The organism is Evansella tamaricis (assembly GCF_019042215.1).
Taxonomy (GTDB): Bacteria; Bacillota; Bacilli; order Bacillales; family Salisediminibacteriaceae; genus Evansella; species Evansella tamaricis.
In genome coordinates, this window is the sequence record NZ_JAHQCS010000092.1 from 12,415 (window position 1) to 37,451 (window position 25,037).

25 protein-coding genes are annotated in these 25,037 nt (G+C 37.7%); 21 read left to right on the forward strand and 4 right to left on the reverse strand.

Annotated features, from left to right (window positions below; genetic code table 11):
* From KS419_RS09965 to KS419_RS10035, 15 genes are all read left to right on the forward strand, one after another.
* Entirely contained in the window at positions 1-402 is a 402-nt protein-coding gene (locus KS419_RS09965; protein WP_217066246.1) for a cytidine deaminase, read from the forward strand.
* Entirely contained in the window at positions 392-1,300 is a 909-nt protein-coding gene (era, locus tag KS419_RS09970) for a GTPase Era (protein WP_217066247.1), read from the forward strand. The genes KS419_RS09965 and era overlap by 11 nt, the downstream gene beginning before the upstream one ends.
* Before the next feature lie 319 nt (positions 1,301-1,619).
* Positions 1,620-1,766, forward strand: coding sequence for a YqzL family protein (locus KS419_RS09975; RefSeq protein ID WP_217066248.1), 147 nt, complete (start codon positions 1,620-1,622; stop codon positions 1,764-1,766).
* A 42-nt stretch (positions 1,767-1,808) separates the two neighbouring features.
* Positions 1,809-2,558: a DNA repair protein RecO gene (gene recO / locus KS419_RS09980; RefSeq protein WP_217066249.1), complete on the forward strand. Its 750-nt coding sequence runs from the start codon at positions 1,809-1,811 to the stop codon at positions 2,556-2,558.
* Between the two features lie 291 nt (positions 2,559-2,849).
* Positions 2,850-3,740, forward strand: coding sequence for a glycine--tRNA ligase subunit alpha (gene glyQ / locus KS419_RS09985; protein WP_217066250.1), 891 nt, complete (start codon positions 2,850-2,852; stop codon positions 3,738-3,740).
* Entirely contained in the window at positions 3,733-5,829 is a 2,097-nt protein-coding gene (gene glyS, locus KS419_RS09990; RefSeq protein WP_217066252.1) for a glycine--tRNA ligase subunit beta, read from the forward strand. Before glyQ ends, glyS begins: the two co-directional genes overlap by 8 nt.
* A gap of 80 nt (positions 5,830-5,909) precedes the next feature.
* Positions 5,910-6,557 carry a transcriptional regulator CcpN gene (gene ccpN, locus KS419_RS09995; RefSeq protein ID WP_281419786.1) on the forward strand — a complete coding sequence of 216 codons (648 nt, stop codon included), beginning with the start codon at positions 5,910-5,912 and terminating at the stop codon, positions 6,555-6,557.
* 22 nt (positions 6,558-6,579) lie between these two features.
* Positions 6,580-7,404 (forward strand): pyruvate, water dikinase regulatory protein, encoded by an 825-nt coding sequence (locus tag KS419_RS10000; protein ID WP_217066253.1) that lies wholly within the window; start codon positions 6,580-6,582, stop codon positions 7,402-7,404.
* Positions 7,405-7,717: 313 nt separating this feature from the next.
* Positions 7,718-8,173 (forward strand): YaiI/YqxD family protein, encoded by a 456-nt coding sequence (locus KS419_RS10005; RefSeq protein WP_217066255.1) that lies wholly within the window; start codon positions 7,718-7,720, stop codon positions 8,171-8,173.
* Positions 8,174-8,418: 245 nt separating this feature from the next.
* On the forward strand, positions 8,419-10,227 hold the full coding sequence (gene dnaG, locus KS419_RS10010; protein ID WP_217066257.1) for a DNA primase: 1,809 nt from the start codon (positions 8,419-8,421) through the stop codon (positions 10,225-10,227).
* 47 nt (positions 10,228-10,274) lie between these two features.
* On the forward strand, positions 10,275-11,393 hold the full coding sequence (rpoD, locus tag KS419_RS10015) for an RNA polymerase sigma factor RpoD (protein WP_217066259.1): 1,119 nt from the start codon (positions 10,275-10,277) through the stop codon (positions 11,391-11,393).
* Between the two features lie 432 nt (positions 11,394-11,825).
* Complete coding sequence (locus KS419_RS10020; RefSeq protein WP_217066261.1) at positions 11,826-12,560, forward strand: glycerophosphodiester phosphodiesterase family protein; 735 nt, start codon at positions 11,826-11,828, stop codon at positions 12,558-12,560.
* A 150-nt stretch (positions 12,561-12,710) separates the two neighbouring features.
* A complete protein-coding gene (locus KS419_RS10025; protein ID WP_217066263.1) occupies positions 12,711-13,076 on the forward strand; it encodes a c-type cytochrome in 366 nt (121 codons plus the stop codon).
* A 136-nt stretch (positions 13,077-13,212) separates the two neighbouring features.
* Positions 13,213-13,923: a tRNA (adenine(22)-N(1))-methyltransferase gene (locus tag KS419_RS10030; RefSeq protein WP_217066265.1), complete on the forward strand. Its 711-nt coding sequence runs from the start codon at positions 13,213-13,215 to the stop codon at positions 13,921-13,923.
* On the forward strand, positions 13,917-15,038 hold the full coding sequence (locus KS419_RS10035; protein WP_380086058.1) for a Nif3-like dinuclear metal center hexameric protein: 1,122 nt from the start codon (positions 13,917-13,919) through the stop codon (positions 15,036-15,038). Before KS419_RS10030 ends, KS419_RS10035 begins: the two co-directional genes overlap by 7 nt.
* Positions 15,039-15,304: 266 nt before the next feature.
* Here KS419_RS10035 and KS419_RS10040 read toward each other — a convergent pair whose 3' ends face one another.
* The 3 genes from KS419_RS10040 to KS419_RS10050 form a co-directional block, all read right to left on the reverse strand.
* Entirely contained in the window at positions 15,305-16,252 is a 948-nt protein-coding gene (locus KS419_RS10040; RefSeq protein ID WP_217066268.1) for a 4-hydroxy-3-methylbut-2-enyl diphosphate reductase, read from the reverse strand.
* A 148-nt stretch (positions 16,253-16,400) separates the two neighbouring features.
* A complete protein-coding gene (locus KS419_RS10045; RefSeq protein ID WP_217066269.1) occupies positions 16,401-16,898 on the reverse strand; it encodes a CarD family transcriptional regulator in 498 nt (165 codons plus the stop codon).
* 138 nt (positions 16,899-17,036) lie between these two features.
* On the reverse strand, positions 17,037-17,804 hold the full coding sequence (locus KS419_RS10050) for a YqfQ family protein (protein WP_217066270.1): 768 nt from the start codon (positions 17,802-17,804) through the stop codon (positions 17,037-17,039).
* Positions 17,805-18,021: 217 nt separating this feature from the next.
* On the opposite strand from KS419_RS10050, the gene KS419_RS10055 reads away from it, so the two are divergent.
* Both KS419_RS10055 and KS419_RS10060 read left to right on the forward strand, forming a co-directional pair.
* Positions 18,022-19,320 (forward strand): DEAD/DEAH box helicase, encoded by a 1,299-nt coding sequence (locus KS419_RS10055; protein WP_217066271.1) that lies wholly within the window; start codon positions 18,022-18,024, stop codon positions 19,318-19,320.
* Between the two features lie 30 nt (positions 19,321-19,350).
* The gene (locus tag KS419_RS10060; RefSeq protein ID WP_217066272.1) at positions 19,351-20,247 is read left to right on the forward strand and encodes a deoxyribonuclease IV; all 897 of its coding nucleotides are present in this window, start codon (positions 19,351-19,353) and stop codon (positions 20,245-20,247) included.
* Between the two features lie 83 nt (positions 20,248-20,330).
* Here the strand turns inward: KS419_RS10060 and KS419_RS10065 are convergent, their stop codons facing one another.
* Positions 20,331-20,606 carry a DUF2624 family protein gene (locus tag KS419_RS10065; protein WP_217066273.1) on the reverse strand — a complete coding sequence of 92 codons (276 nt, stop codon included), beginning with the start codon at positions 20,604-20,606 and terminating at the stop codon, positions 20,331-20,333.
* Positions 20,607-20,726: 120 nt separating this feature from the next.
* Here KS419_RS10065 and KS419_RS10070 point away from each other — a divergent pair, with 120 nt between their 5' ends.
* The 4 genes from KS419_RS10070 to KS419_RS10085 all read left to right on the forward strand — a co-directional run bounded on the left by KS419_RS10070 (position 20,727) and on the right by KS419_RS10085 (position 24,999).
* On the forward strand, positions 20,727-22,070 hold the full coding sequence (locus tag KS419_RS10070; RefSeq protein WP_217066274.1) for a two-component system sensor histidine kinase NtrB: 1,344 nt from the start codon (positions 20,727-20,729) through the stop codon (positions 22,068-22,070).
* A gap of 248 nt (positions 22,071-22,318) precedes the next feature.
* Positions 22,319-23,077 carry a metal ABC transporter ATP-binding protein gene (locus KS419_RS10075; protein ID WP_246593764.1) on the forward strand — a complete coding sequence of 253 codons (759 nt, stop codon included), beginning with the start codon at positions 22,319-22,321 and terminating at the stop codon, positions 23,075-23,077.
* A complete protein-coding gene (locus KS419_RS10080; protein ID WP_246593765.1) occupies positions 23,074-23,940 on the forward strand; it encodes a metal ABC transporter permease in 867 nt (288 codons plus the stop codon). Before KS419_RS10075 ends, KS419_RS10080 begins: the two co-directional genes overlap by 4 nt.
* Positions 23,941-24,276: 336 nt before the next feature.
* Entirely contained in the window at positions 24,277-24,999 is a 723-nt protein-coding gene (locus KS419_RS10085; protein ID WP_246593766.1) for a transglycosylase SLT domain-containing protein, read from the forward strand.
* Positions 25,000-25,037 lie beyond the last annotated feature (38 nt).

Below are 25,037 nucleotides of genomic sequence, written 5' to 3' on the forward strand. Positions count from 1 at the left end.
ATGGATACAAGTTTATTAATTATGGAAGCTAAAAAAGCCCGTGAAAAGGCGTATGTACCTTATTCCAAATTTCAGGTGGGTGCTGCACTGCTAGCAACAGACGGCACTGTTTATCATGGGTGTAACATAGAAAATGCTGCCTACAGTATGTGTAATTGTGCAGAGCGGACAGCTATATTTAAAGCTGTCTCTGAAGGTGTTCGTACATTTCAATCAATGGCCGTGGTAGCAGATACGGATGGTCCAGTCTCTCCATGTGGTGCATGTCGTCAAGTGATATCAGAACTTCTGCAGAGAGATACTAAAATCATTTTGACAAATTTAAAAGGGGACGTGGCCGAATGGACAGTGGAAGAGTTGTTGCCAGGTGCCTTTTCACCGGAGGATTTAAATGAGCAATAAGGAATTAAAATCAGGATTCGTTGCTATTATTGGCAGACCTAATGTTGGAAAATCCACTTTGCTAAATCAGATGCTTGGGCAAAAAATAGCTATCATGAGTGACAAAGCACAAACGACGAGGAATCGGATACAAGGGGTTTATACGGAAGAACGTGGACAAATTGTCTTTATTGATACCCCTGGTATCCACAAACCAAAACATCGTCTAGGTGACTTTATGACGAAAATTGCCACAACTACTTTAAGGGAAGTGGATGCGGTTCTTTTTTTGGTGGATGCGAAAGAAGGCAGAGGCCGTGGCGATGACTTCATCATGGAACGGTTAAAAAATGTAGATACCCCAGTGTTTCTTGTCATCAATAAAATCGATGAAGTACACCCGGAAGAATTGCTGAAAATTATTGAAAATTATCGTCATGAATTGGAGTTTACAGAAGTGGTTCCCATATCTGCTTTACATGGAAATAATGTAACCACATTGATAGATCAAGTTTTTAAGTATTTGGATGAAGGACCACAATATTATCCGGCAGACCAAGTTACCGATCATCCGGAACGATTTTTAATGGGAGAATTGATCCGGGAAAAGGTATTGCACTTAACCCATGAAGAGATTCCCCACTCTATTGCTGTTGAAATTGAGCAAATTAAGCGTAGGGAAGACAGCAATGCTGTTTTCGTGGGAGCTGTCATTGTTGTGGAGAGGAGTTCCCAAAAGGGGATTGTTATTGGTAAGCAGGGGAAAATGCTGAAGGAAGTTGGTCGTCTTGCGAGGGAAGATATACAGGCATTACTGGGATCAAAAGTTTTTCTGGAATTATGGGTAAAGGTGGAAAAAGATTGGCGTAATAAACCAAAATATTTAAACGAATTTGGTTATCGTGATGATGAATACTAAAGGTAAACAAATTCTCTAGTTAGTGCAATCGTGGAAAATGAAGTATTTTACTTCAATCTCTTTGATTGCACCTTTTAATATGTTAAAATAATATGTTTTGCATATTAATTGAAGGTTTAAAAAATTTCGAAAAGTACAAGTGGACCCATTGTTTTTTGAAATAAGAACGACTATGATTAGTTTAAGAACATTATACTGAAAATCAATTGTTAATATTTCCATAACATGAAATGGGCAATAGAGGTCAACCTAAACGTAGAGGTCAAGATAACAAGTTACACCCTTAAAACTAAGTCTGTTTTTGAAAGGTGGAGTTATCATGATGGACTTAACTTGGAAAGTCTTTTCTATGACTGGTAACATCGATTCGTATTTGTTATTTAAGGAAGTGGAACGGGACGGAACATTTCCTGAGTATGAAGAAGAAGAGCCTGACATAAAGGGGGTAGACTCTTCCACACATTAACGGCCTCTAAATCCCGCCAATCCTATTTGGTGGTGAACTGATGTGATTAACAAAGTTGAAGGTATTATCATTCGAACGAATGATTACGGTGAAACGAATAAAATACTGACTTTATTTACAAGGGAAAATGGAAAAGTAGCATTAATGGCACGGGGGGCGAAACGGCCAAAAAGTCGTTTTGCTTCCAGTGCTCAACTTTTTATTTATGGAATATTTGTTTATCAAAGAACCTCTGGTATTGGAACACTAAATTCGGCAGATATCATCGATTCCTTTAAAGATGTAAGAAGTGATTTGAAATTAACTGCCCATGGAGCATATATGGTGGAATTGCTTGATAAATTAACGGATGATCATGAAAGAAATCCATATTTATTTGAGCTCATTTTTCAAATGCTTCATTTTCTTGATGAAGAAATTGATCCAGACATTCTCACTAGAATATTTGAAACTAAAATGCTTCAAGTTGCTGGTGTTACTCCGGTATTAGACAAATGCTCACTCTGTGGATTTTCTTATGAACCCTTTGTATTCTCTGTTAAAAATGCGGGTGTCCTCTGTCAACGATGTAAAGGGGAAGATCCCCATTACATCGTCCTTCTTCCATCTGTACATAAACTCTTACTCCTTTTTCAACAGATAGATGTAAAACGTATTGGAAATATACGGGTAAAGGCTGAAACGAAAAAACAACTGAAAGATATATTAGGTTTTTATTATGATGATTACGTTGGGGTCCGTTTAAAATCAAAACGTTTTTTAGATCAGGTGGACAGATTGTATGATTCCTAAGGTTGACATGTGGAATGTTTTTAAGTAATATTTGATTTAAATTAATGTTTGGTACTGTGAAGGAAAAGAGTACTTATAATACTCTGTACAAGAGCGAACCTGGGGTGGTGGAAGCCGGGGGTACGGACTATAAGGAAAGGCATTCCTGAGTACATACTTGAAAGAGGCTATTTCCTAGGGAACTAGCAATTAGGGTGGAACCGCGGGTAAACTCTCGTCCCTATGTCTAATGACATAGAGGCGGGAGTTTTTTAATACTGTAAAAAGTAATTATACATTGGAGGGAAAGAAATGAATCTTCAGGAAATGATTTTAACATTACAGAAGTTCTGGGCAGATCAAAATTGTTTAGTTTTACAGCCGTATGATGTGGAGAAGGGTGCAGGTACCATGAATCCCATGACATTCTTAAGGAGTATTGGTCCAGAACCTTGGAACGTGGCATATGTGGAACCTTCCCGTCGTCCCGCAGACGGAAGGTACGGAGAAAATCCAAACAGGCTATATCAGCATCACCAATTTCAGGTTATTATGAAGCCGTCCCCAGACAATATTCAGGAATTGTATTTGGAAAGTTTAAAAGAATTAGGGATTAATGCAGAAGAACACGATATTCGTTTTGTGGAAGATAACTGGGAAGCACCTACCCTTGCTGCTTGGGGATTAGGCTGGGAAGTCTGGCTCGACGGAATGGAAATCACTCAATTTACTTATTTTCAACAAGTTGGAGGATTGGATGCTAACCCGGTGGCGGTAGAAATTACATATGGATTAGAACGGCTTGCATCTTACATTCAGGAGAAAGAAAATGTCTATGATTTAGAATGGGTCAATGGCTTTACTTATGGGGATGTCTTCTTGCAAAACGAGTTTGAGCAATCTAAATACTCTTTCGAAGTTGCAGACAGTAAAATGCTCTTTAACTTATTTGCAACGTATGAACAGGAAGCAAAACGGACGTTACAAGAAAACTTAGTTATACCAGCTTATGACTATGTATTAAAATGTTCCCACGTGTTTAATCTTTTAGATGCTCAAGGAGCCATTTCTGTTACAGAACGTACTTCCTATATCGGAAGGGTTAGAAATTTAGCCAGACAATGTGCAAAAGAGTATTACAATGTAAGAGAAAACTTAGGCTTTCCTATGCTAAAAAACAAAGTAGGTGAGACGAATGAATAAAAAGAATTTTTTGTTAGAAATAGGGTTAGAAGAAATGCCAGCACGGTTTGTTACTAATGCCATGAATCACTTAGCAGAAAATATGGAAGCCTGGTTAAAGGAGAACCGTATCGCCTTTGAATCTGTTGTAAAATACTCTACACCGAGACGCTTAGCCTTATTTATAAACGGATTAGACGAATGTCAACCTGACTTGGAAGAAGAGGCTAAAGGTCCCTCAAAAAAAATTGCATTAGACGGGGAAGGAAACTGGACAAAAGCGGCCATAGGATTTTCGAAGGGACAAGGCGCTTCTGTAGATGACCTTTACTTTAAGGAAATAAAGAATGAGGAATATGTTTTTGTGAAAAAACATATGAAAGGAAAAAACACTCAAGAATTATTAACTTCTGACTTAAAAGAAGTTATTACAAGCTTATCTTTTCCAAAAAATATGAAATGGGGGTCCAACTCCCTTCGTTATGTACGTCCGATTAAATGGTTAGTAGCTCTTTATGGAACGGAGATTATTCCTTTTGAAATAACGAATGTAAAAACTGGAAAAGAATCACTTGGACATCGTTTTCTTGGGAAAAAGATAACAATTGACCAACCGGAAAGTTACAGAGAACTCCTGTTAGGTGAATTTGTTATCGTTGATCCAAAGGAGAGAAAAGACGCCATTCGAATGCAGATAGAGCGGATTGCAGAAACGGAAGGCTGGGAAATACCTATTGATGAAGGTTTATTAGAGGAAGTCACAAATTTAGTGGAATACCCTACAGCCTTATATGGCACATTTGATGAACGATTTTTGACTATCCCTGATGATGTTTTGATTACTTCTATGAGGGAACATCAACGTTACTTTCCGGTGAAAAATAAAGAGAAGGAACTGCTCCCTTATTTTGTAACTGTCAGAAATGGGGATCATCGTCACTTAGAGAATGTCCAAAAAGGAAATGAAAAAGTGTTAAGGGCTCGTCTAGCCGATGCTGAATTCTTTTATAATGAAGATTTAAAGCATCCTTTGGAGAATGGGTTAAAAAGACTTGAATCCATTGTGTATCATGAGGAATTAGGATCCATGGGAGATAAAGTTAGAAGAATAAAGGAACTTGGTGTAACGTTAGGCAGAATGGCTCAAATGGATGTAAACAGACAGAAAAAGGTGGAACGGGCTGCTTATTTAAGCAAGGCAGATTTAGTAACACACATGGTAGGAGAATTTCCTGAACTGGAAGGCCGAATGGGAGAGGAATATGCTCTTAAATCCGGAGAAGACAAAGAAGTGGCAAAAGCAATATATGAACATTATTTACCGAAGCAATCGGGTGATTCGCCACCTGAGACTGATATAGGAGCAGTAATTAGTGTAGCCGATAAAGTGGATACTGTTGTAACCAGCTTTGGGATCGGTTTAATACCAACGGGATCACAAGATCCACATGGCTTAAGAAGAAACACTGCTGGGGTCATCCAAACCTTTTTAGCACAAGGTTGGAGCTTCGACATTTTGGACATTTTTACAGAATCGCTTCTGTTAGCGGACAAACGGGGACTTTTGAAAAGACCGGTAGAGACGGTGAAAGAAGATTTGGTGGAGTTTATTACTCTTAGGGTTAAATTTTTGCTTCAAGATCAAGGTGTCCGCTACGATGTAGTAGACTCCGTTACGAAATCTGATATTGGTCAGATTCAACTTGTATTTTCTAAAGCAAGATTTTTAATGGATGAAATCACTAGTACCGACTTTAAAAAGGTTGTGGAAGCCTTCAGCCGTGTTACTAATATTGCCAAAAAGGATTCCGAAGAGAAAAAAGATATTGATGAAACCCTTTTTGAATCGGATAAAGAAAAACAATTATACCAACTGACAAAAGAAGTGAAAGTGAAATGTTCAGCTTTACTGAAAGCTGGGAAAGTGCAAGATGTTTATAATGAGTTAAAGGAATTAGAACCAGCAATACACGCTTATTTTGATAATATTATGGTAATGACCGAAGATACGGTGATTAAACAAAATCGTCTTGCTCAAATGAAAGAGACTTCTAGTTTAATTTCTATTTTTGCAGACTTTCAGTCAATTGTCTTCCATGGTGAAGAATAAAGCTAACTACTAATCGTTTTTCAGTGCTTTCATATTCAAGTATGATATAAATGAACAATTGCCTTTGGCAGAGGGCGGTGATGATAATCGAACTGAATCAAAGACAAGAAACGATTTTACAGATTGTAAAGGACAATGGGCCCATAACTGGAGAGCAAATTGCTGAAAAGTTATCGTTAACAAGGGCAACGCTACGGCCTGATTTAGCAATTCTGTCTATGGCAGGATTTTTAGATGCAAGACCGAGGGTCGGTTATTTTTATACTGGTAAAACAGGTGCCCAGTTACTGACGGAGCGGGTTAAAAAACTGACGGTAAAACAATATCAGTCTGTCCCGGTTGTGGTAAATGAATCTGCTTCCGTCTACGATGCCATCTGTACAATATACCTCGAAGATGTTGGCACATTATTTGTTATTAATGGTGATTCCCACCTTGTTGGAGTCTTGTCTAGGAAAGATCTCTTAAGGGCGAGTATGGGAAAACAGAACTTGGAATCAGTCCCTGTAAGTATCATTATGACGAGGATGCCGAATATTACAATGTGTCATGAAGGAGATCTGCTATTTGAGGCGGCTAATAAATTAATTAATAAACAGATTGATGGATTGCCAGTGGTTCGAGATGTGGAAATAAACGGTAACATAAAATACGAAGTAATTGGAAGAATTACTAAAACGAATATGACGAAAGCACTTGTCCAGATTGCTCTAGATGATTTTCATTAGTGAGAGGAGGACTTCAATTTAAATGAGTGACACACACGAAATTGTATATGTTGTTTCAGATTCTGTAGGGGAAACGGCTGAAATGGTGGTGAAAGCTGCTGCGAGTCAATTCATCCATTCAAATATAAAAATTAGACGTATTCCCTATGTTGAAGATACAGGTACTGTAGAAGAAGTCATTTTGCAAGCGAAAGAAAACGGTGGTTTAATTGCCTTTACATTGGTAGTACCTGAGGTGAGGGAATACTTAATTAAGGAAGCGGAGAAAGCTAATATTCCCATGTGTGATATTTTAAGCCCGATGATGAATCTTCTTCAAACGAAGTGTAGTGGAACACCAAGAAATGAACCTGGACTGATGCACACTTTGGACGAAGACTACTTCAGAAAAGTAGAGGCAATAGAATTCGCAGTAAAATATGATGATGGTCGAGATCCGAGAGGTGTATTAAGGGCTGATGTTGTACTTGTAGGGGTTTCACGTACATCAAAAACCCCATTATCTCAATACTTAGCCCATAAACGCTTAAAAGTTGCTAATATTCCACTTGTACCTGAAGTGGAACCTCCCGAGGAATTATATACCATTTCAAAGGAGAAGGTCATTGGTTTAAGTATAAGTCCAGAAAAGTTAAACTCCATTCGTACAGAACGATTAAAGTCACTTGGACTGAAAGCCGAAGCGATTTACGCCAACTTTAACCGAATCAAGGAGGAATTAGAATATTCCACGAAAATAATGGAGAAGATTGGGTGTCAAGTGATTGATGTCTCTAATAAAGCAGTGGAGGAAACAGCCAATTTAATTCATCACATGATTCAAAAAAATAATGAGAAAAAACTTTAGTTCTTCTCGAAAGTACAGATTCATGGGAATCTGTACTTTTTTTCTTCAAAAAGTTCGATATTCTTTTTTTTTTGGAAATATGTATAATTTATGGTGCAAATGTCTAGCGTAATTTTTGTTGATACTATATAATGAAATATTGTGATTTCTTATAATATTTCATAATAAATAAGCATAAAACAAAAAAAGAACAAATAAATTGTAAATGTCAAGACTTTTTCTATTTATTTTGGTAAAGATAGTAAATGGGATAAATTCTAGGGGAAACGAATTTGAAAGAAGGAATCTTTAAAAGGATGTAGAATACAGAACTATGCAAAAGAAAATAGGAAAGATATTTGTCGATGGAGATGCATGTCCTGTAGTAAAAGAAATATTGGAAGTTGCAAAAAAAAATGATGCTCAAGTAATGTTTGTATCTTCTTATGCTCATATGAGAAAAGAAGAGTTTCCATCACTAGTGACCCATATTATGGTGGATCAGGACCGAGAAGCCGCAGACTTAAAAATAGTTAATCTAATTAAAAAAGGTGATCTGGCTATTACGGATGATCTTGGGCTATCGAGTTTACTACTTGCAAAAGGGGTTTTAATTCTTACATCCAGAGGAAATTGGATTACTGATCAAAAGATCGATTACTTGTTGGATTCAAGGCATCTTGCTGCAAAAAAACGACGTGCTGGGGGGAAAACTAAAGGGCCAAAAAAGCTTACACAGCAAGATCGTGATTACTTTCTGTATGAATTAGAAAAAATAATGTCTATTTAGCAGGAATTTTGGCGGAGAAGGCGAAATTATATACGCCATCCCTTTTTTAAAGAGCAAGATAAAAAAATGTTTTATTTATATCGACTACTACATCAATTGTGGCAGAAGATATCAGGCGCTTGCGCTTTTCTTAAAAGGTAAGCAAGTATAAGTTTTTGCACCTTCGGGCAAGTTGTCTAGTTCCACTGCCCTAGCTTGTGACCAAAGGCGCTTGCGCTTTTCTTAAGTAAAGGTTGGTGAAAGAGTTGAGTCCACGAATTTCGGAGGAGAAAGTTGATGAGATTAGAAAATCCGTTGACATTGTGGACGTTGTTAGTGAATATGTTCAATTAAAAAAACAAGGAAGAAATCTCACTGGATTATGTCCTTTTCACGGAGAAAAGACACCTTCTTTCTCCGTATCCGCAGAAAAGCAATTGTACCATTGTTTTGGCTGTGGGGCTGGGGGAAATGTTTTCTCCTTTATCATGGAAATGGAGGGACTATCTTTTGTAGAAGCAGCAGCCAAAATTGCTTCTAAAGGAAATGTTTCATTACCTGATGTTGACCTCGATGTGAAACCAAAGGACGAAAAAAGTGCGTTAACCCATTGGTATAAAGGGCACCTACTTGCTGCAAAACTTTTCCATCATGTATTAATATCTACAGATGAAGGGAAAGATGCAAGGGAATATCTTAGACAGCGGGGTTTTACAAAAGAAGCTATTGATCACTTTCAAATTGGGTATGCTCCAAATTCTTGGGATTTTCTGACTAATTTTTTAAACAAACGGGAACTTCCAATGTCTGAAATGGTGGAATGTGGATTACTTGCAGTGAGGGAATTTGACAAAAAACCGTTTGATCGATTCCGTGACCGTATCATGTTCCCCATCTGGAATAAACAAGGGGAAATCATTGCATTTGGGGGAAGAATACTCAAGGATGGTAATCCGAAATATTTAAATAGTCCAGAATCTGATGTATTTAATAAAAGCCAAATTCTTTATTATATACATGAGGCAAGGAAAGTCATACGGAAAAAGAGCGAGGCTGTTTTGTTTGAAGGATATGTGGATGTTATTGCTGCATGGAGAGCGGGTATAGATAATGGAGTAGCCACATTGGGTACAGCGTTAACGGAAGGGCAAGTTAAATTACTGCATCGAAATACTGATAAAGTGATTCTTTGTTATGATTCAGATAATGCAGGACAAAATGCTACTTTCAAAAATGCAAAAATACTGGAACAGTCAGGCATTTCTGTTAGAGTGGCAAGACTTCCTGATGGTATGGACCCAGATGATTATATTCAAAAATTTGGTGGTGAACGGTTTTCTCAGGATGTAATAGGTCAAAGCTTAACATTAATGGGGTTTAAATTCCAATTCTTTCGAAGAGGTAAAAATCTCCAAGATGAAGGACAACGACTGGAATATATCCAAAGCATACTACATGAAATTAGTAAGTTAAAACATGCTGTAGAGAGAGATCATTATTTGCGACAACTGGCAGATGAGTTTTCGATCTCTTTAGAAGCTTTAAAACAAGAGCAGTTTCAAATTTATAAATCCCAGTCCAAACAACAGAGGCGTGAAACCCATTCAAAACAGATACCAAAGCTTACAGTAACTCCAAAACGGATTTTACCTGCACATGAGGTTGCGGAAAGAAAGCTTTTGGCATATATGTTACAAAATAAAAGTGTTGCCTTTCAAGTGGAAGACCGTATTGGGGGAGCATTTAACATAGATCAATACCAAGCGATTGCTGCCCACCTATACAGTTTTTATAGTGAAGGTTACGGGTCCAATATATCGCTTTTTATAGAACAACTACCTGACGAACATTTAAAACGAATAACGACTGAACTTGCGATGATGACACTTCCGGAAGATTTGTCTGAGCAAGAGCTAGACGATTATATTAGGCAAGTGGAAAAGTATCCTCAAAAGTTAGAGATTGAAAAATTAAAACTAGCCAGGAAACAAGCAGAAGATGCAAAAGATTACCATAAAGCAGCCACCATTGGTATGGATATCATAAAAATGGAGCAAGCATTGAAGAACACATAATATAGGTGATGCGGATACTGTCTTGAATTATAGGAAGGAGGGGTCGCATGGCTGAGAAACCGTTACGCCCAATGGCGGAAGGTGATTTATCCATCGATCAGGTTAAGGAACAATTATTAGAACTAGGAAAAAAGCAAGGAAATTTATCTTATGCAGAAATTACTGAACGTTTAGCAGCATTTGAACAAGATTCCGATCAAATGGATGAATTCTTTGAATTTCTAGGTGAGCAAGGAGTAGAGATTCTGAACGAAACTGAGGGTGTTCCAAGCCTTCAGCAGGTTGAAAAGGAAGAAGCGGAATTTGATTTAACCGATTTAAGTGTTCCACCGGGAATTAAAATAAATGACCCAGTAAGAATGTATTTGAAAGAAATTGGTCGTGTTCCTTTATTATCTGCTGTAGAAGAAATTGACTTAGCGAAGAAGATTGAAAATGGTGATGAAGAAGCGAAGCGCCGGCTTGCAGAAGCAAACTTGCGTCTAGTTGTAAGTATTGCTAAGCGATATGTTGGAAGAGGAATGTTATTCCTGGATTTAATTCAAGAAGGAAATATGGGTCTTATTAAAGCCGTAGAGAAGTTCGACTATAATAAGGGTTATAAATTTAGTACTTATGCCACTTGGTGGATTAGACAGGCAATTACAAGGGCAATTGCTGACCAGGCAAGAACGATTAGGATTCCGGTTCATATGGTCGAAACAATCAACAAATTAATTAGGGTTCAGCGGCAACTTCTTCAAGATCTAGGACGAGAGCCAACACCAGAGGAAGTGTCAAAGGAAATGGACTTAACTCCTGAGAAGGTTCGTGAAATCCTTAAGATTGCACAAGAACCAGTTTCCCTCGAAACTCCAATTGGAGAAGAGGACGATTCCCATCTAGGTGATTTTATTGAAGACCAAGAGGCACTAGCCCCATCAGATGCTGCTGCCTACGAATTACTTAAAGAGCAACTAGAGGATGTATTAGATACGTTAACAGATCGGGAAGAGAACGTCCTGCGCTTACGATTTGGTTTAGATGATGGAAGAACACGAACTCTTGAAGAAGTTGGAAAAGTTTTTGGTGTTACAAGAGAGAGAATTCGTCAAATTGAAGCGAAGGCACTTCGAAAACTCCGTCATCCAAGCCGCAGTAAACGTTTAAAAGACTTTCTCGAATAGTTTATGATCAGCCTGACATTTTGTGTCAGGCTTTTTCAAAAGATAGAATGTATAATTTTGGCACCTTCGGGCAAGTTGTCTAGTTCCAGCGCAGAGCGTTTACTTCGCGTATATGCTTCGAGTTGCCGCGGGACGGATATACTTCAAAGCGATGCTTGTAGAGGAAGAGCCACTACCCTGGACCGTATTCCAAGGTCCTTATGCTTCTCCTCTTGATTGGTGAGTATCTCAAACTAAAAATGTTAGCGTTATCAATTCTTTCTGTTGCTTTATATTTTACTTAGTTTTTTGTCCTAATGCAAATACATCCTAATTTTTACTAACAAGAATAAAATCCTGATAAGCTCTTATGAAATCCTAATTGGAATTTTAACTTCCTAACCATAAATGATATGATAAGAATATAATTAAAATAAGAGGTGTCAAATCTGTATGGAAATTATTGCACATCGTGGTAATAAGCGATATACACCAGAAAATACAATGGCATCATTTTATTCTGCTATGACATATCCAATCGATGGGATAGAATTGGATGTCCAATTCACAAAGGATGGAATTCCAGTTGTTATTCACGATGATAAGATCGATCGAACCACTAATGGGCGGGGGTATGTACGATCTTTTTCCTTCCAGGAAATTCGTCAATTTGATGCGGGGACATGGTTCCATGAACGGTTTCGCGGTGAAAAGATACCATCTCTTAAGGAAGTATTCCAGTGGGCCAGCGATAAACAAGTATCCTTGCATGTGGAATTAAAAAAGCAAAAAAGAAATTCAACTGAGTATTTAACTCAGTGTTTAAAACTGATTACGAATTTACATCTGGAAGACCGTGTAATTATTTCCACTTTTTACTTCCCGTACTTAAAATTTTTCAAAGAGAGACAACCTAAGATTGAGACAGCGTTAATTACGAAAAACCCAATTCTTCGTTCCTATCATTATTTAAATCATATAGGAGCAGATGCTATCCACATTAGAAACACGTATCATGCTACACAGTTTTATAAGTATTGGTCTATGAAGGGAATACCTGTACGCCCTTATAATGTTCATAAAATAAAGGACGCATTAAAATGTCAGCGATTAGATGTACAAGGGATTATTACAAATGACCCAAAGCAAATGGCGGATATTTTCCGAAGTGAATGTAAAACATCATAAGTTAAAGAAAAATGTTAATTTAGTATCGAGGTTCATTTAAATACTTTTCTAATAATAATTTTTAAAGTACAATAAGTGATAGCTTTGCATTTTGCACAAGCATTGGTTATAGTTCAAATATAAGATTTTATATCAAGGAGGTACATAACTATGAGAGGGAAACCCCTTTTTCCGTTTGCCATCACAGCTATATTAGGAATTGGCTTAATCACTATTTTATCCTTTGTTGGATTATATCAAGGTGGAGACGTGGCACAAGAAAACGGTGAGGAGCAATTTGAGACATCCTATGAGTTAGGGGAGCATGTTTACATTGGAAACTGTTCTGGTTGCCATGGTGGAGATCTAGGTGGGGTTGGATCTAATCCAGCATTAAATGCGTTGGAAGGTAATTATTCAGAAGATGAAATAGCCACTATTATCACAGAGGGTAGAGGTGCGATGCCTGCATTTGGCCGTTTGTCCAATGAAGAAGTGGATGCAGTCATTGAGTTCTTACTTACTGAATCAGAATAAATGTTAGAAGAAAGAAGGATATTCATATCCTTCTTTTTTTACAAGACTAAATCGTAGACTGTAACGATAAATAACACAACGCTTTATGTTCACTACAGCCTTTTCAAAATAAAGTTAGTAAAAATAGGTGAATGATATGAATGATATTTCTTTGTCAAAAAGATTAAAGACAGTGGCTTCTTTTGTCCAAAAAGGGGCAAGGGTAGCCGATATTGGATCGGATCACGCTTATTTACCGGTTTATTTAATCAAAAATGGAACGGCACAATTTGCTGTTGCCGGAGAAGTGAATAAAGGGCCATTCCAAGCTGCATTAAAACAAATTAGTAAATTTGGATTTGAGCATGCTATCCAACCAAAACTAGGAAACGGACTGTCTGTTATGGAAGGTGAATCAATAGATACGGTAACGATTGCTGGTATGGGGGGACCTTTGATTGCTGATATTTTAGATGAAGGTAAAGAACGACTGACGACTGTAAAACGTTTAATTTTACAGCCGAATATTGCTGCAGATCGAATTAGACGGTGGTTGATAGAGGATAGTTGGGAACTACTCGATGAAGTCATTTTAAAGGAAGACGGACATATTTATGAAGTGTTAGTAGCTGAAAAAGGAAATCCAAAAACTCTTTACGGAAGTTCAGATGTGGAGAAAGAGATTTGGCTCGGACCAAAACTACTTCGAGAAAAAAGTCACATATTTATGGAAAAATGGAAAAGAGAACTTGTGCAGTTAGAAAAGATTCAGCAGCAGTTATATGTGGCTTCAGAATCAGAGAATATGGAAGCGAGGAAAAGGGAGATTGATCAAAAAATTACATGGCTAAAGGAGGTACTATTATGAAGTTTGCCCATGGACAAACGATAATTCAGGAGTTTGAAGTATTTTCTCCAAAGAAATACGCTATGGAAGGGGATAAGATCGGACTTCAAATTGGTACACTTAATAAACATGTAAAGAAAATTATGATTGCTTTAGATGTACTGGAGTCTGTGGTGGATGAAGCTATTGAATTAGGGGTTGATTTAATTATTGCGCATCACCCGATTATATTTCGGCCCATAAAGGCCCTTCGTACAGATCAAGCATACGGAAGAACTATTGAAAAACTTATAAAAAATGATATTACAGTTTATGCTGCACATACCAATTTAGATGTTGCAGACGGCGGAGTAAACGATTTAATGGCTGAAGCCATTGGTCTAGAAAATACAGAGGTTCTTGTAGAAACGATGGAAGATCCTTTAAAGAAAGTGATAGTGTTTGTTCCTGAAGAACAGGCTCCTGCAGTTAGGGAAGCCATAGGGAATGCAGGAGCAGGTCACATTGGTAATTACAGCCATTGTACTTTTAATACAGCAGGTACTGGCACCTTTAAACCTGGCGAAGGAACGAACCCTTATATAGGAGAACAGGGAAAAATGGAGTATGTGTCAGAAGTGAAAGTAGAAAGCGTATTCCATGCCTCTATTGAAAAAAAGATAATTCGTGCCATGCTAAAAGCTCATCCATACGAAGAACCTGCCTACGATATATATGACATGGGTAATTCTGGAAAAACATTAGGTCTTGGTCGACTTGGTGAACTACCAGATGAGATGACACTTGAAAAATTTGCAAATCATGTCAAAAAAGTTTTTGATGTAAAAGGTGTCCGAGTGGTTGGCGATTTAACTCGTCCCGTAAAGAAAGTTGCTGTTCTTGGGGGAGATGGTAATAAATATGTGTCAACGGCTTTATTTAAAGGGGCCGATGTTTTTGTTACAGGTGACTTATATTATCATGTGGTACATGATGCTATGATGGAGGGCTTAGCGATGGTGGATCCAGGGCATAATGTGGAAAAAATCATGAAAGATGCTGTGAAGGAACGCCTTTTATCTTTCATTAAGGCTAAGGGATATGATACAGAAGTCATTTCATCAGAGGTACATACGGATCCATTCCAGTTTATATAGAACATTAACAGAATACTATTTGAATTAATATGTGAGAAAAAAGGGAACGAAACTAGAAAAGTTTCGCTCTTTTTTCTCCTTTAAAAGGTCATATTTGCAGTTTTTAAAGAAATTATAAGTTTTCATATCTCTGTCTAGCTCCAGCGACGAGCTTTATATCGGTGACATCCACAGGAGTGATGCTAACAGAGGAAGAGGCACTGCCCTAATGTCGTGTTCATAGAATCTTGCACTTTGCATTTGAAAATAGTAAATGTTCCTTTAACTTAGCTCGTTTTCTTTTTTACCTTTGGAAGAATTCTCGTTAATTTAACAGTACTTGTCGTGTCCCAAGTATGTGGATCATCTTCATCAAATGCTTCAATAAACGATATAACTTCCTTGGTTATTGGAGTAGGAGTACTTGCACCTGATGTAACAGCCACTTTCTTTATCCCCTGCAGCCATTCGAGGTTTAATTCATTAATATTTGCAATACGATAAGCTGGGGTGCCGGCAATTTCATGAGACACCTGTGCAAGGCGATTTGAATTATTACTCTTAGGATCCCCAACCACAATTAATAAATCAGCTTCCTTCGCTTGTTCGGCAACAGCTTCTTGGCGGACTTGAGTTGCCAGGCAGATTTCGTTATGAACTTCAGCATGGGGATATTTTTTTAACGAAGCATTGATCAGATGCCCCACATCCCATTGACTCATTGTCGTTTGGTTAGTAATCAATATATTTGGAGATTGGATATCTAATTGATTAACATCATCAATGTTCTCCACGAGATGAACTATATCAGGAGCGACTCCCAAAGCACCTTCCGGCTCAGGGTGCCCCTTTTTGCCAATATAGATAATCTCATAGTTTTCATCTTTTTTCTCACGAATTAAATCATGAGTTTTTGTAACATCTGGACATGTAGCATCAACCGTAGTCAGACCTTTCTCTTTTGCGAGTCGTCTCACTTCTGGGGAAACCCCGTGTGCCGTAAAAATAACCGTACCTTTTTCCACCTTCTTTAAAATCTCCAGTCGGTTTGGTCCGTCTAAAGTGATGATCCCTTCTTCAGTAAATGCATCGGTAACATGTTTATTATGAACAATCATTCCTAATATATAGATTGGTCTAGGTAAATCCAGATTTTCAACCGCTTGTCTGGCTAACACCATGGCATCAACAACACCGTAACAATAGCCTCGCGGAGAAATTTTGATGACCTCCATCATGATTCCTCCTCTAGTATAAAATAAGTTCTAGTTAACATTATAAAGGGTATAAGCGTAAAATGAAAATAAATGATAAATGATTGTTTGTTCTTGATGATTTTTTAGTAAAAAAGCCCTTCGCTTTTATGCGAAAGGCTAAATGTATTTATGCTCCTTTGGAATTATCTGTAATAAATTGATACGCTTCTTCTTCTGATAAGTCGTTAACAAGCATTAATTCACTGACAATAAATTGTTTTGCACGATCTAAATTTTTACGGTCCTCCATGTGTAGGCCGTTTGTACGTTCCCCTTCTTTAGAAGTAAGGTTCGAAATAACGGCTGCCGCATCCATGATACAACCGGTTTTTAAAAGTGTTTCATTCTCTTTTGAGTAAGGGCGTGCCGCATCCTTTTTGGAGGTGGTGGATAATTCAGTCGGCTTCAATGCTGTAGCCAACTCATCTATTTCTTTCGGTTGGATAACTTTTCTTAATCCAGATTCTTTCACACGGTTTTCAGGTAACATCAGTGTAACGTGGTTTAATGGGAAAAACACCACATAATAGTTTAATTTCTCTCCCAATATATCCTTTTCTTCAATATCCTGAATGGTTCCTGCTCCATGGTATGGATAAACTACGTGATCACCGACTTTAAACATGTGCATTCCTCCAATACAATAGTAACTACTATTGTAACACATATGGAATCAAATTTAAAATTTTACTATGGAAATGTTATTAAGTCAATGGAAAAATAAGAAAAATCCAGTCAAATGGTTAAAGTTTGACTGGATTTTCTAAATGTACAGTTTTGGTTGTGGTAAACCAGATTTTTGATCGGAATCATTCGGTTTTTTCTGTTGTCTCGTTTTAGGGTGTTTTTTTTGCTTTTTCCTCTCTTTACTCCGTTTGGTAGGGGAGGGAGGTGTTTTCTTTTTTTTATTCTTCTCTTTATTGGAATTGTTATCACTAGAAGGATTTTCCGAATCATTATTCTCTTCCTGTTTTTCATCTCCTGATTCTTCCATTTCTGTTTCAGGTTCTGAGGTATCGTTATTGCTGTCATCTGTTTCTTCTTCCTCATTATCATCGTCATCGTTGGAATTTAACATTTCCATGAGTTGCGGGAGTGATTTTACTAAAGGACCATATTGCTGTACCATTGGTCCAACTTGTTGGAAGGTTTCAATGGCTTTCTGGGCGTTCTCCATGAATCCTAATATACTTTCTAAAGTCCCACCTGAAGAAACTGTAGATGCAGCATTGCCTAGTGCACTACTTCCAGCAGCACCAGCCGTATTCGCTGCAGTGTTCATTACTCCAGTAGCTCCACCAGCCGCATTAGTTGCACCAGCGGCACTTGCCATACTCCTGCCGCCACCGAATAATCTGGACAGAAGGCCACCACCGCCTCGTGCTGCCTGCTGCATTGGCACATTAGACAATTGTTGAACTCCCTGTTGTAATCCTTGTTGTGGAAAAGCTGCTCCTGCTCCCCGCGAAAAAAGTCCGCCACCGAATGGCGAGGTAGGATTTCCAGGAGGAAAAGGGCGTGGTCCAAACATTCTGACCATCCTTTCAAATACATGATCTCTCTTCTTAGGTATATGCAATAAGAAGAAATATGGTATAGGCACAGACTGTAATTGCAGAAAATAAAAACAGAACAAAATGAAAAATACTTTTTTTAAATAAGTGGACAAAACTGGTAAGTACTTCTATAGTCATGATAAAATGTATAGTTAGTGTCAGGACTTAAGCAATTAAAGGAAGGATAAAACAATGGAACATAACTTTGAACGATTTCAATTAAAACATTTTTTAATTGAAGCACTGAAAGCTCAACATATTGATTTGCCTACGGAGATTCAAGAAAGGTTAATCCCAGCCATACGCAATGGGTTAGATGTCATTGGACAATCACAGACTGGAACCGGAAAAACATATGCTTTTTTATTGCCAATCGTGGACCGTTTGGATATAGAAATTCAAGAGACTCAAGCTGTGATTACTGCTCCAACGAGAGAACTGGCAAGCCAGTTATATGATGAATTAAAGAAGTTAACTGATTTTTCCGAAAAAATTCATTCGCAGTTAGTGGTAGGTGGAACAGACCGTCTCCGAATGATGGATAAGTTAAAACATCGCCCTCATATCGTTGTAGGTACTCCTGGTCGTGTCTCAGACATGATTGATAAGCAGGCATTAGATGTTCGCCATGTGAAAATGTTTGTGGTTGATGAGGCAGACCAAATGCTTGATATGGGATTCATAGAAGATGTGGATAAGGCTGCTAGCCGGATGGGAGAAGACTTGCAAATGATGGTGTTCTCAGCAACCATTCCTGTAAAACTGCAACCGTTTTTAAGGAAATACTTAAAGAATCCAAGACATGTGGAAGTACAACCGAAAGATGTTGCACCAAGAAACATTGAACATTGGCTTGTACCGGATCGTGATCGTGACCGGAAAGAGATGGTTGCACAAATAGCAAAATCATTAAATCCTTATTTGGCAGTCATCTTTACGAATACGAAAGAGGCAGCAGACGAGGTGTTTGAAGCAATACAGACAGCGGGTTTAAACGGGGACCTGTTGCATGGGGGAATAAGCCCTAGACAACGGAAAAAAGTCATGAAACGATTACAGGACGCTGAAGTACAATATCTCGTTGCAAGTGATCTTGTAGCTCGAGGAATTGATGTTAAGGGAATCACTCATATTATAAATTACGAAATTCCTAAGGAGTTAGAGTATTATATCCATCGGGTTGGTCGTACTGCACGTGCAGGATGGGATGGAATTGCTGTTACCCTTTTTGGAAGACATGATCAAGAGAGTATTGAGAAACTAGAAAAACAAGGGATATCCTTTATCCATCGAGAGTTGAAGAACGGAGAATGGGTCACCATTGAAAAACGAGCTCGTCCAGCGAAGAAACAAACTGATCGACCTGGTCCTACCCGTGCTATTTCCAAAAAAGTGAACAAAGTAAAACCAGGCTATAAAAAGAAAGCCCGATACAAGCGGGAAAAAGAGGAAAAGAGACAGCGTAAGATTGAAAGTAGAAGAAAAAAATAAAGATAGAATCATTGGGAGAGGATGAATAAAATGTTATTAGGCTCGCATGTTTCCATGAGCGGAAAAAAGATGTTACTGGCTGCCAGTGAAGAGGCTGCATCCTACGGGGCAACCACTTTTATGGTTTACACAGGGGCACCTCAAAATACAAGAAGGAAAAAAATCGAAGACTTGAATATTGAACTTGGAAAAGAACATATGGATGCGAATGGTATTTCAAACATCGTTGTCCACGCCCCTTATATCATTAATATTGGCAATTCAGAAAAGAAAGAAACTTTTCAATTGGGAGTTGATTTTTTAAGGAGTGAAATAGAAAGGACAGAAGCATTAGGATCAAAACAAATCGTACTTCATCCTGGTGCTCATATTGGTGCAGGTGCAGATAAGGGAATAGCAAAAATTATTGAAGGATTAAACGAAGTTTTAGATAAAAACCAGCATGTGCAAATTGCATTGGAAACAATGGCTGGAAAAGGATCTGAATGTGGAAGGTCCTTTGATGAGATTGCCAAAATTATCGACGGGGTTACACATAATGAGAAGTTATCCGTCTGTTTTGATACGTGTCACGTTCATGATGCAGGGTATGACATCGTTGATCATTTGGAAGATGTTTTAAAGGAGTTTGATCAGATTGTGGGACTTGATCGAATCAAAGTCCTTCACGTTAATGACAGTAAAAATGAGCGTGGAGCAAGGAAAGACAGACATGAAAACATCGGCTTTGGCCATATTGGCTTCGAGGCACTGGAACGGATTCTATATCACGATGCCTTTGTAAATGTGCCGAAAATTCTCGAGACACCTTATGTTGGAGAGGATAAAAAGGATAAGAAAGCACCATATAAATTAGAGATTGACATGATTAAAGCAAAGCTATTCGATGAAAGACTGAAGGAAAAATTGGTGGGTGCTTCCGTTTAAATGAAATAAAAAAAAGAGTAATAACATTGGGAAAAGGCCCTGTTATTACTCTTTTTTGTCTTTAAGATTTGCTTAAGTTTTTGTTATTCAATGGAATAGTCCAAATATTGCTCATAAGGTTTAAGTAAAGATTTTGCTTTCTTATAAAGACTTGGATCTAATTTTTTCAGTTTGTTGTTCACTTCTTGAACGAGTTGTTTGTTTCCGATATCAAAAGGTTTTTCGTGTAAGATAGATAGAATTTCTTTTGCCTGTTTTACCGTGATGGAAATGTTGTTTTCCCGGCCTAAACGAATTAATTCTTTTGCTGTTAATCCACGTATTTTTTGATTAACCATTTGTTGAATAACAGGATTCAAAACAAATGCCTCCTTTGTATTATTAAGTATACTATTTTATGATTATGGATTTATAAGAAAAATGTTCCAAAATAATGTATAATGTGAAATATAATGGATTTATGATTGGGGAGCTCGACATTGAAAAATAGTAAAGACTATCTCAATAATACCTATCTAAAAGAAATGATCGGGCTCACGGACGACTGGAAATTTATTTTCTCTACAGATTTTACATTAATTGACGCGTTCGTGAAAGATTTGGAAGTGCAAGAAATAATTAGAAATAATTTTCACGATTGTTTTCCTGATAAAGAAAAGGATCGTTTTTTTGACTTTTTTCAGAAGATTAAGACGTCTTCTGAAGGGGTAATGGAAAGTCTTCGCATGAAGATCTTGGATGATGAATTTGACTTAAAAATGACCGGAGTTCTTTATGAAGATAAAGTCCTTATAAGTGGAGAAGTTATGGAGAATGATCTTGAAGATTTATCTGAACTATTGGAGGGACTGCTTTCCCCTGCGTTGGTTTTATCAAAGGGTGGGAAGGTTATCCATAGTAATACTTATTTTGGAAAACTCTTGTCCGATTATGGATATGAAAAGAAAATTGACTTATCAGAAACGGATAATCCAATTTTACGAACCATTAACGAACTTTATAGAACATGGAATCTAACTGGAAGATCTCCCCTAGGAGAAAGGATATATCAAGAGCATGGCATAAGATTAGTCATTAAAGGTTCCAACTATAAGGATTGTTTGTTCGTTTCTGTAAAAGATGAAAGTTTTCAAGAACGGTTTGAAGAATTACTGAAAAATCAGCAACAAATGGAAGTGGTGTCCCAAGTGGCAGCAGGCGTTGCTCATGAATTGAGAAACCCCCTTTCTGTTATTAAAGGATTCCTTCAATTATCGCGATTATCTAATAATATTGATAAATATTATGACACTATTTTTACGGAGATGGAAAGAATGAATACAATTATTGAAGACTTCCTTTCTGTGTCTCGAAAAAAAATACATAAACAATACATTAAACCTAAGAAACTGATGGAATCATTATTAATGATTTTTAAATCGGAATGTATTCTTCACGATATTGAATTCACAAATTCCATAGTAGATTATCCAGCTAATCTGCATGTGAATGAACAAATGATTAAGCAAGTGCTATTAAATATTCTTCGTAATTCTGTGGAGGCTTATGAAGGACAAAAACTGGACCGTATTTTTAAGTTGGAGTCAAAAGTAGAATCCAATTGGCTTCGTATTGATTTGACGGATCACGGACCAGGAATACCTCCTAAGATCATAGAGCGGATTGATGAACCGTTTTTTACGACAAAGGAAAAGGGAACAGGCATTGGAATTCCCTTATGTAAACATATTATTGAAGAACATCAAGGGAAATTTAACGTCTTTAGTAAGATGGGAAAGGGAACGATGGTTTCCATATTTTTACCTTTACATGAGGATAATTGAACATTTTCGAAAAAACTCCCATTATGGGGAGTTTTTTTCATATTTGGTGCAGGAAAGGATTGCAAAAATCAAAGTTGGGGTTTATAATAACCTTAAATAAAAAGTTTACTTAGGGCAACTTTTTGAATCATGGTCAAAAAAGTCGATATCAATCACAAACGTTGCGTGCGCGACATATAATCCAATATATGAGCATAACTGGGCAGAGGTATTATATATGTTTGAGGTCTGAGAAGAGGAGGATGAATATGAAAAAGAAGGATATGGTTGTTGTAAACAGACTGTCGGTTCACTACCACGGAAATCTGGCCTTAAAAGATGTTAGTTTTTCCGTAAATAGGGGTTCTATAGTTGGAGTAATCGGTCCTAATGGAGCTGGGAAATCCACATTGATGAAAGCGATGCTCGGTTTAGAGCGGAGTAAAGGGACAGTTTCTTTTTTCGATCAGCCTATAAAAGAAATACGTAAAAATATTGCTTATGTTCCCCAACGTAATACCATAGATTGGGATTTTCCAGTTAGAGTACTAGATGTGGTACTTATGGGAAGATATATGCATATACCTTGGTTTATGTTTACAAGGAAAGCAGATAAATTAAGGGCAATGGTGGCATTAAAAAAGGTTGGAATGGAGGAGTTTGCAAATCGTCAAATAGGTGAACTGTCCGGGGGGCAACAACAACGTGTATTTATAGCGCGGGCTCTTTCTCAGGATTCCGACCTCTTCTTCTTAGATGAGCCATTTGTGGGAATCGATGTAAAGTCAGAAGAGATAATAGTGAACTTATTACATGAACTTCGCAATCAAGGGAAAACCATTTTTGTTATACATCATGATTTAAGTAAAGTGGAGAAATACTTTGATCAACTCGTGCTCTTAAATCAGGAATTGATCCATGCAGGGAACGTGAAGGATGTCTATAGTGCGGAAAACTTAAAACGGGCTTATCAGGGAAGTGCTGCTCTTATGAAAGAAGGTAAAGAATTGGTGGTGGTGAATCCATGATCGGTCAAATCAGTTCTTTTATAGATCAACTCGTTCGATATCAATATTTGCAAAATGCCATGCTTGCAGCGATCCTCGTTGGTATTATATGTGGTGTCATAGGGTGTTTCATTATATTAAGGGGGATGGCACTGATGGGGGACGCTATATCCCATGCTGTCTTACCAGGGGTAGTTATCGCATACATGCTTGGTGCCAGCTTCTTCATTGGTGCTGTGATAACAGGTGTATTAACCGCATTATCCATTGGCTACATTTCACAAAATAGCCGAATAAAAGAAGATTCGGCAATAGGGATAATGTTTACAGCAATGTTTGCTCTTGGTATTGTGATGATTACTGGTTTACAAGGAACAAGTGTTGATCTGTGGCATATTTTATTTGGGAATGTATTAGCAGTATCAAAGGTTGACCTCTGGATTACAGTAGGAATAGGGGCATTTGTTTTACTTGCAGTAGTTCTCTTCTACCGCCCATTACTACTAAGCACTTTTGATGAGACTATGGCAAAGGCATCTGGTCTACCGGTAAAATTCATTCATTACATGTTAATGCTTTTATTATCATTAGTGACAGTAGCATCACTTCAAACGGTTGGAATTGTACTTGTTGTAGCTATGCTGATAACACCAGGGGCAACAGCTTACTTATTAACGGACCGATTTCCGGTCATGTTGCTTTTATCTGCGTTCTTTGGTGTCGTATCTGCTGTTGCAGGAATCTTTTTCTCGGTGATTTATGATGTATCATCCGGTGCATCCATCGTACTGGTGGCATCTATATTGTTTCTATTTGCACTTTTCTTTTCGCCAAAACAGGGAATTATCCCAAGGATGTTACGTACTCCAATACAGCAAGGCTAAATTTTGTAAAGAATACAGATTAAGGAAAGAGACGCGTTGAAAAAAGAGGTCACTGAAAAAGTATCTTACAACTTTTTCAGTGGCCTTTTATTTGTATGGCAATGGCGTCGCTCGCCTGATAGGAGAAAATCGCTCTTATCAGGCTTTTTAAAGATTGCGACGGCTATACTCATTGCGTGAAGGAACTGTAAAAGTGGAAAAGCATCCTTCATAAAATGTTTACCAGGACAAAACTGTGGTATTAATATAATGGGTTTTCGTTGCAGTTGTGGGAAAAATGGTATATGATACATAATTGTATATTCTGGGAGGAATGTACACTAAGGAGGTACACCTATGCATCTAAAAAAAGGACATGCTATTCTCGCAATGGCAACTGCTGTAATTATATTACTCATTGTTGGAACAGAACATATGAAACTGAAGGAACAAATTAGGGAAATGGAAGTTAGTTTAAATGCTCAGGAACAGGAATACAAACAAGCATTAAATGTAGAAAGGATAAAAGGATTCGTTGACTATTCGGAAAGGGAAGGCATATCGTCTAGTTATCTCTCATGGAAAGAAGCACATGAAATTGCTGAACACTTTTATGAAGACAGTGATGGGAGGTTTCAAAAGGAATGGGCCATATTCTTAGCCATGGAAACGGATGGGAAAGAGTTAGACCCGTTCCTTGTCTATGAGTTATTAAAAGTGGAAACTGGAGGAACTTTCGACCCTCATTTAATCGGACCAGAAACTCCATATGGACATGCTTATGGGTTAGCCCAATTTATGACAAATACCGGGCCGTGGATAGCTGAAATGGCAGGCATTCCATATGAACAGGATAAGTTATTTGATCCCATTTATTCCATTCAGCTGGCTATTGTCTATTTAGATTTTCTTTATCAACAATACGGAGATTGGAATCATGCGTTAACAGCATATCATCGAGGAATCTATGGGTTGGAACAGTACATTGAAGAAAATGGGCATGCCGAAAGCTGGTATGCAGTATTAATTCAAGAGAATGCAGAAGACAGTCAGTTGTTATCTTACGAGCAAGGAAATTAAATCTAACTATAGAAAGTAGGATGTCTCGTGTTCTGTTG

Excerpts from the sequence above, each read along its gene's own strand:
- KS419_RS10050 (WP_217066270.1), bottom strand. The coding sequence starts at position 17,804 with ATGTTTGGACCACGCCCTTTTCCTCCTGGAAATCCTACCTCGCCATTC.
- KS419_RS10085 (WP_246593766.1), top strand. The coding sequence starts at position 24,277 with ATGCATCTAAAAAAAGGACATGCTATTCTCGCAATGGCAACTGCTGTA.
- KS419_RS10025 (WP_217066263.1), top strand. The coding sequence starts at position 12,711 with ATGAGAGGGAAACCCCTTTTTCCGTTTGCCATCACAGCTATATTAGGA.
- era (WP_217066247.1), top strand. The coding sequence starts at position 392 with ATGAGCAATAAGGAATTAAAATCAGGATTCGTTGCTATTATTGGCAGA.
- KS419_RS10075 (WP_246593764.1), top strand. The coding sequence starts at position 22,319 with ATGAAAAAGAAGGATATGGTTGTTGTAAACAGACTGTCGGTTCACTAC.
- KS419_RS10030 (WP_217066265.1), top strand. The coding sequence starts at position 13,213 with ATGAATGATATTTCTTTGTCAAAAAGATTAAAGACAGTGGCTTCTTTT.
- KS419_RS09965 (WP_217066246.1), top strand. The coding sequence starts at position 1 with ATGGATACAAGTTTATTAATTATGGAAGCTAAAAAAGCCCGTGAAAAG.
- KS419_RS10060 (WP_217066272.1), top strand. The coding sequence starts at position 19,351 with ATGTTATTAGGCTCGCATGTTTCCATGAGCGGAAAAAAGATGTTACTG.
- rpoD (WP_217066259.1), top strand. The coding sequence starts at position 10,275 with ATGGCTGAGAAACCGTTACGCCCAATGGCGGAAGGTGATTTATCCATC.
- KS419_RS10000 (WP_217066253.1), top strand. The coding sequence starts at position 6,580 with ATGAGTGACACACACGAAATTGTATATGTTGTTTCAGATTCTGTAGGG.
- KS419_RS09975 (WP_217066248.1), top strand. The coding sequence starts at position 1,620 with ATGATGGACTTAACTTGGAAAGTCTTTTCTATGACTGGTAACATCGAT.
- KS419_RS10005 (WP_217066255.1), top strand. The coding sequence starts at position 7,718 with ATGCAAAAGAAAATAGGAAAGATATTTGTCGATGGAGATGCATGTCCT.
- KS419_RS10045 (WP_217066269.1), bottom strand. The coding sequence starts at position 16,898 with ATGTTTAAAGTCGGTGATCACGTAGTTTATCCATACCATGGAGCAGGA.
- glyQ (WP_217066250.1), top strand. The coding sequence starts at position 2,850 with ATGAATCTTCAGGAAATGATTTTAACATTACAGAAGTTCTGGGCAGAT.
- ccpN (WP_281419786.1), top strand. The coding sequence starts at position 5,910 with ATGATAATCGAACTGAATCAAAGACAAGAAACGATTTTACAGATTGTA.
- KS419_RS10055 (WP_217066271.1), top strand. The coding sequence starts at position 18,022 with ATGGAACATAACTTTGAACGATTTCAATTAAAACATTTTTTAATTGAA.
- KS419_RS10080 (WP_246593765.1), top strand. The coding sequence starts at position 23,074 with ATGATCGGTCAAATCAGTTCTTTTATAGATCAACTCGTTCGATATCAA.
- glyS (WP_217066252.1), top strand. The coding sequence starts at position 3,733 with ATGAATAAAAAGAATTTTTTGTTAGAAATAGGGTTAGAAGAAATGCCA.
- KS419_RS10020 (WP_217066261.1), top strand. The coding sequence starts at position 11,826 with ATGGAAATTATTGCACATCGTGGTAATAAGCGATATACACCAGAAAAT.
- KS419_RS10040 (WP_217066268.1), bottom strand. The coding sequence starts at position 16,252 with ATGGAGGTCATCAAAATTTCTCCGCGAGGCTATTGTTACGGTGTTGTT.